This is a genomic window from Nocardia sp. NPDC004722 (assembly GCF_053601505.1).
In genome coordinates this window covers 1-5,924 of record NZ_JBSGBY010000536.1, presented here as the reverse complement: position 1 = coordinate 5,924, position 5,924 = coordinate 1, and the positions used below count along the sequence as shown (strand labels likewise).

At 67.5% G+C, this 5,924-nt stretch carries 7 protein-coding genes; 4 read left to right on the top strand and 3 right to left on the bottom strand.

Annotated elements, in window-relative coordinates; genetic code table 11:
* Positions 1 to 206: 206 nt before the first annotated feature.
* The 4 genes from ACWELQ_RS35715 (at position 207) to ACWELQ_RS35700 (ending at position 2,968) form a co-directional block, all read left to right on the top strand.
* Positions 207 to 719, top strand: a complete 513-nt coding sequence (locus ACWELQ_RS35715; protein WP_452401427.1) for a cupin domain-containing protein — start codon at positions 207 to 209, stop codon at positions 717 to 719.
* A gap of 207 nt (positions 720 to 926) precedes the next feature.
* Positions 927 to 1,343, top strand: coding sequence for an acyl-CoA thioesterase (locus ACWELQ_RS35710; RefSeq protein WP_452401426.1), 417 nt, complete (start codon positions 927 to 929; stop codon positions 1,341 to 1,343).
* Positions 1,344 to 1,535: 192 nt separating this feature from the next.
* Positions 1,536 to 1,997: a hypothetical protein gene (locus ACWELQ_RS35705; protein WP_452401425.1), complete on the top strand. Its 462-nt coding sequence runs from the start codon at positions 1,536 to 1,538 to the stop codon at positions 1,995 to 1,997.
* Between the two features lie 26 nt (positions 1,998 to 2,023).
* Positions 2,024 to 2,968, top strand: a complete 945-nt coding sequence (locus tag ACWELQ_RS35700; protein WP_452401429.1) for an MvdC/MvdD family ATP grasp protein — start codon at positions 2,024 to 2,026, stop codon at positions 2,966 to 2,968.
* 92 nt (positions 2,969 to 3,060) lie between these two features.
* Here ACWELQ_RS35700 and ACWELQ_RS35695 read toward each other — a convergent pair whose 3' ends face one another.
* From ACWELQ_RS35695 to ACWELQ_RS35685, 3 genes are all read right to left on the bottom strand, one after another.
* Positions 3,061 to 3,306, bottom strand: coding sequence for a helix-turn-helix domain-containing protein (locus ACWELQ_RS35695; RefSeq protein WP_033087059.1), 246 nt, complete (start codon positions 3,304 to 3,306; stop codon positions 3,061 to 3,063).
* Between the two features lie 137 nt (positions 3,307 to 3,443).
* Positions 3,444 to 3,950, bottom strand: a complete 507-nt coding sequence (locus ACWELQ_RS35690; protein ID WP_452401424.1) for a hypothetical protein — start codon at positions 3,948 to 3,950, stop codon at positions 3,444 to 3,446.
* Positions 3,947 to 5,851, bottom strand: a complete 1,905-nt coding sequence (locus tag ACWELQ_RS35685) for a primary-amine oxidase (protein ID WP_452401428.1) — start codon at positions 5,849 to 5,851, stop codon at positions 3,947 to 3,949. Before ACWELQ_RS35685 ends, ACWELQ_RS35690 begins: the two co-directional genes overlap by 4 nt.
* Between the last annotated feature and the right edge of the window lie 73 nt (positions 5,852 to 5,924).

Here is a 5,924-nt window from a genome sequence, read left to right as displayed (position 1 = left end):
GATCTTGGCCGTGGCCGCTACCAGGAGCCTGCCGAGGCGGCTGAGCACCGCCATGGCCTCGCCGTTCAGGTCCGGCCGCTCGCGCCGCCACTGCTCGCGGATCAGATCCACCGGATCGATTGTCTTGTCACCCATGGACAACACTCTATTCGATGCCATATAGTTCGGTAGCGAATTATCAACCACCGAATAGTTCGGAGCTTTCCATGAACGCCACTGCCCGTCCCGCCACCACCCGTCCCGCCGCCGTCCGCCAGGCGCAGGACGCCGAGATCATCGGTAACGAGACCACTTCCGTGCGCCTGCTCATCGACTCCAACGAGGCGGGCGGGTCGGTCAGCACGGTCGAGGTCACCATGGCCCGCGGCGCGGACGGCGCGGTGCCGCACTACCACACGCTCTCCGACGAGCTGTTCTACGTCGCAGACGGCGAACTGCAGGTGCTGGCCGGAGACAAGATCCTCACCGTCGGCGCGGGCGGCACCATCGTCGTGCCGAAGTTCATGCCGCACGCCTTCGGCGCCTCCCCCGACAGCTCCGCCCGCATCCTCATCGCCCTCATGCCCGGCGTGGAGCGCCACGGCTACTTCCGCTTCCTCGAGCGCCTCGCGACGGGCACGGTCACCCCCACCGAGTTCGAAGCCGCTCAGGAGGACTTCGACAACTACTTCACCGATGTGCCGATGTGGCGCGCCGAGCGCGAAGCCAACCGCGCCTGAGCCGCAACGCGTGACGAACGATCATGAAAACCGCACCGACACCGGCGAATCCGCGGTCCGCCGCGGGGTCGCCGCGGTCGCGGCAACCTACTAATCGGTCAATTGCCTTATTTCAGACCGCCCGGTAGCCCCGGAGTCGCGGGCTGGTGTGCCACAGACCACTGGAAATACGGAATGATCGGCGCACAGATACGGGTTGACGGCTCCATGGTCTTCTCTGTTCCCGTCACCGTGCGCGGCTACGAGCTCGATATCAACGGGCATCTGAATCAGGCGGTGTATCTGCAGTATGCGGAGCATGCGCGGTGGGAGTTGTTGCGGGTGAGCGGGCTGGCGGGCGAGAAGATGGTGGCGGCGGGGATCGGGCCGGTGGTGCTGGAGCAGACCGTGAAGTACCAGCGGGAGCTGCATTTGGGCGACGAAGTGCGTGTGACCTGCGTATTCGAATGGCCGGGCGGTAAGACTTTCCGGATGCGGCAGCAGATCGTGAAGATCGACGGGACGGTATCGGCGCAGATCGATGTGGTGACCGGCATTCTCGACTTGCAGGCCCGCAAACTGGTTGCGGATCCCGGTGCGGCGCTGCGGGCCATTGCCGAGTCTCCGCAAGTGCTGGGTCTCTGAACGAATGCTCTCGCGCCGAGGGCACCTCGTTTAATCAGCGAAAATCTTTCAGCGGGAGCGGTTTCCGAAACCCCGGCGGAGTTTGCCGGGGTGGCGGAAATCTTTCGTTGCGGACCGATTCCGGGGCGTTGGGGGATATGATTCAGATCACGCTCGGCCCCGCAGCAAATCCCGAGCAGATCGGAGTTCCGCATGACCGGCGCCCTGCACCGAACCGGATCGACCGCCGCCGTCAGCACCTCGCCACCGCTACCTGGCTACCTTGTCGCAGCCACCGAGCGAAGTATCAGCGTGCGGGTCGGTGACGGCACCTGGACCTTCCACCGGACCGATGTCCTCGACATCACCCGGTGGGACACTGCGGCGGCACAGGTCGGCTGTGAGGGCCGGCCGGTGCTGGTGCACGTACGGTCCGGCGCCACTGCCGATTTCACGCGCCGCCGCCGCGTGGAGGTCACCGATCGTCCACTCACCCTGGCTCCGGAACAGAGCCCGGCGCGTGGCGACGACCAACTGCTCCGCGAGACCGAAATCTGGGCCCGCGGACTGGAACTGACCACGCGTCCCGGGGTCGGCGGGGCCACCATGACCTGCTGTCAGACCCGATCCCATCGCGGCAGCGACGACGGCATAGCCTGCGACAGCCTGGACTGACGGGGGCGCACATGCCCGCCCGCACAATGGGTTCGGTGCTTATCGTCACCGAGGCCGAGGACCTGCACGGCGATGCCCTGGCCGCCACCCTGCGCAAACACCACGGGCACAACCCGATTCGCCTCGACATGCGCGACTTCCCGCGCGAGAACGGGACTTTCCGGCTCGGCGCCGACGGCTCCTACCGGAGCCTGTCGCACATCTTCGGGCTCGACGATGTCACCTCGGTGTGGTGGCGGCGGCCGCACCCGTGTGAAGTCCCGACCGGTCTGAGTGACGAGGACGACACCTATCGGCGGGCCGAATGCGATGGCTTCCTGCAGGGCCTGCTCTGGTCGGTGCCCGCGCTGTGGGTCAACGATCCGGGTGCGGACCGCACCGCCTCGCGCAAGATCGTGCAGTTGGAGACGGCCTATCGCGCGGGGTTCGCGGTCCCGGAGACCCTGGTCACCAATGATCCCGACGAGGCGCGGGCGTTCATCGAATCCCGGCCCGGCCCAGTGGTTTACAAGCGGACGGGCACGGGTCGGGGCGCGTTCACCGAGACCCGCCTGTTCGCCCCGGCGGACTTCGACCGACTGGCCACGATCCGCAACTCCCCCACCATCTTCCAGGACTACATCCGCGCCGAGAGCGATCTGCGGATCGTCTGGGTGGACGGCATCGAGTGGGTGGTGCGCATCGATTCGCAATCCGGTGTGGGACGGGTGGATTCGCGCCTGGACACCTCGGTGGCCTTCACCGCCGATCGCCTGCCCGCCTCGGTGAGCAAGTCGCTCACCACGCTGATGGGCGCGCTGGGACTGGCTTTCGGCGTGCTGGACCTGCGGGTGGGCATCGACGGCGAGTTCTACTTCCTGGAGGTCAACCCACAGGGGCAGTTCGCCTACCTGGAGATCAAGACCGGTCTGCCGATGTTCCAGAGCCTCGCAAACCTGCTGGTACTCGGCGACGGGACCGTGATCCCCTAGGCACGCGCCATCGCGATCCGTCCGTGATCGCAAGTCCGCGACCGACTTTCGCCGGTCGGGACCTCACGTTCCGTTCCCGGAGCGGGATGACGCTATTTGCCGGCCTTGGCGGCCTTGCGGCGGTTCGCGCCACCCCGGCTGCGGAGTTGCACATGCGACTCCACCAGCACGTTGTGGATGAAGCCGTACGACCGCCCGGTTTCCCGTGCCAGGGACCGGATACTGGCTCCGGCCTCGTACTGCTTCTTCAACTGGGATTGCAAGCGATCGCGGGATTTCCCGGTGACGCGCGTGCCTTTACCCAATACGGCTTTACCCTGTGCGGGCCTGTCACTCATGGCTATCCTCCGAGTCGCCGTGGGCGCCTCATTCCAGGTTAGAGACTTGTGCTTCCGTGATCAACGAAACGGTGTGATCCGAATCACCGCAATCCCGGCAAACGAACCGGGCTGTCTCGAACCTGCGGGCCCCTCGATCACGATCCCACTGATCGGGCGGGTTTCGGACACGGCTCGGCAACGGCATCGATTCTGTTGAGACACAGTCTTTTTCCACGCCACCAGCGACAGCCGCCCGCCGGAGGAAGCGAGCGGGTCCGGGACGCCCACAACGCCGCGATCGTGACGGCCGATTCCACCGCGGAACCCGCCACCGCCCACGCCAGCAGCGCGGGTGGCCCGGCGGCGTGCTCGGTCCGCGTCATCACCAGGTGCCCGGTCAGCATCGCGGCATTCATAGCGGCCCCTGCCACCCAGACGCGGGTCGTCGGACGCGTCCACAGATGCCAGGCGCACAGCAGACACCCGAGGGTGAGCACGTTCAGCAGCGCGAACAAGGGTGTCGGCGCGCAGTCGTGGCCGGAGGTCAGTGCCGCGTGCGGCACGGCCGACCCCACCGCCAGCACCGCACCGCACCGCCCGGTGACCATGGTCGCGGCCCTGCCCCGCACCGCGACCGCGGTCGTCGAACTGCCTGCCGTCACGGATGTTTCGGGTGGCAGCAGTGGGAGGTACGGGTTTCGGGGACGCCGAGGGCGGGGTTGCGGTCGAAGAAGCCGAACGGTTTGAGGGTGAAGCCGGCGTAGTCGACGGGCATGACCGGCCAGTCCTCCAGGCGGGGGAAGTGGGTGAGGCCGAAGGTGTGCCAGAGCACGATGTCCTCGCCGTCGATACCGCGGTCGGCCGCCTGGTAGGCGGGCAGGCCCGCGCCGCCCGGATGCTGGTTCACCAGATCGCCTGCGGGATAGCGCTCTTCGGGCGCGTACCGGGTGATCCACAGCTGGTGGGTGGTGAAGGCGGCGCGGGCGGCGATCGAGGAGGCCGGATCGGCCAGCAGGTTCGGCTGCTGACGCGGGTACAGGGCGTATCCGGTGGGTGCGCCCATCCGGTTGGTGTGTTCGGTGCTGACCACGTGCCACACCCGCCCGGCGGCGGCATCGGCGTCGCGGGCCGCGCCCGCCTCGCTGACGAGCCGGGTGGTCGTGGAGCCGAACGCGTTTCCGTACGGATTGTCCGGTCCCATGGGGACCCGCCGTACCTCGACCTCGTCCACCGCATTGGCGACGCCGTCCACGGTCATATCCAGCCGCGCACTGAAAAGATGCTGGTGGTAGGGCAATCCGAGCCCCGGCGCGACCTCACTCTGATACGGCGAGCCCTCCGGCGGGTAGGCGGCGCTGAACGCGACCCCGGTCAGCTTGGCCTCGCATTCGATGGTGCCGTCGAGGTAGAGGTACCAGTAGAACCCGTAGTCGTAGTTGCCGACGGTGGTGAAGAAGCTGATCACCAGCCGACGCTGCCTGCGCACCTCGCTGACCCCGGTGAACAGGTCGGTGTGCTTCCACAGCGTCCCGTAGTCCTCCTCGTGCAGGCAGATGGCGTTCTCGATGGTGCGCGGCATGCCGAGTTCGTCGCTGAGCACGGCATCGAAGTAGTGGATCTCGCCGAGGCAGTCACAGCCCAGCCGCAGGGAGTTGGTGAAGCGGCCGAACAGGTATTCGCCGGTGTCGAAGTAGTTCTGCCAGAAGCGGTTGGGCTGCGGATCGGCGTAGGGCACCACCATTTCCGCGATGGATGCCCGGTAGAGGACCGGCCGGTCGCGGTCGCCGTCGCGGAAGCTCAACTGCCGCAGGATCAGTCCCTCGCGGGCGTCGAATCCGATGCGCAGCCGCCAGTTCGCCCACGCGATGTGGTCGCCGTCGACGACGAAGCTGGGCCCGTCGGGCTGGGTGATCTCGATGGGCCGCAGGGTCTCGAAACCCGGCAGCGCCAGTTCCGGATCCTGGAAGTTGCCGTGCTCCGCGGGCACGTCGAAGACGCGGTGGTCGATCAGCTTCAGCAGTTCTCCGGTGATGATGTCGACGTAGGCGCACAATCCGTCCACCGGATGCGCCCACGGGTGATCCTGCGGATGGTCCTGCCGGAAGGCGAACACGCGGATGATGCGTCTGCCCTCCTCACCGGGAAGGTCGTAGTGCCCAGCCGAGAGCGGCACGCACACGGTGGCGGCCGGGTCCACGCCGCGGGCGCGCAGTGCGGCACACCAGGTTTCGTTCTCGGCGAGCACGGTGCCGACCGCCGCGAACTCCTCCTCCAGGATGGGGACCTGCCCCTGGGCCGGATCGAGGGGCGTGTCGGCGCGGATCTCGCGCGCGGTCAGCGACACCAGCACATCGCGGGAGCCGCCGGAGGAGATGTCCAGCAACAGCACCCGCGCCCGCCGTTCCGGTGGCGGCGCGCTGCGCTCGGCGTGCGCGAGCACCTCCGCCTTGTCCGGCTCGTCGAGCCCGACGTACACGAATCGCGTGGTGGCTCCGATGATTCCGGCGTCCACCAGGATGGCGCGGATCAGCGTGATCTCCGCGGCGGACAGGCTCGCGAGCACTGCGGGGGCAGCGGTGTCACCGGCCGCGAGATCGGTGGCCTCGCGGGGCGCGAGCACCGATCCCGCGACCCGC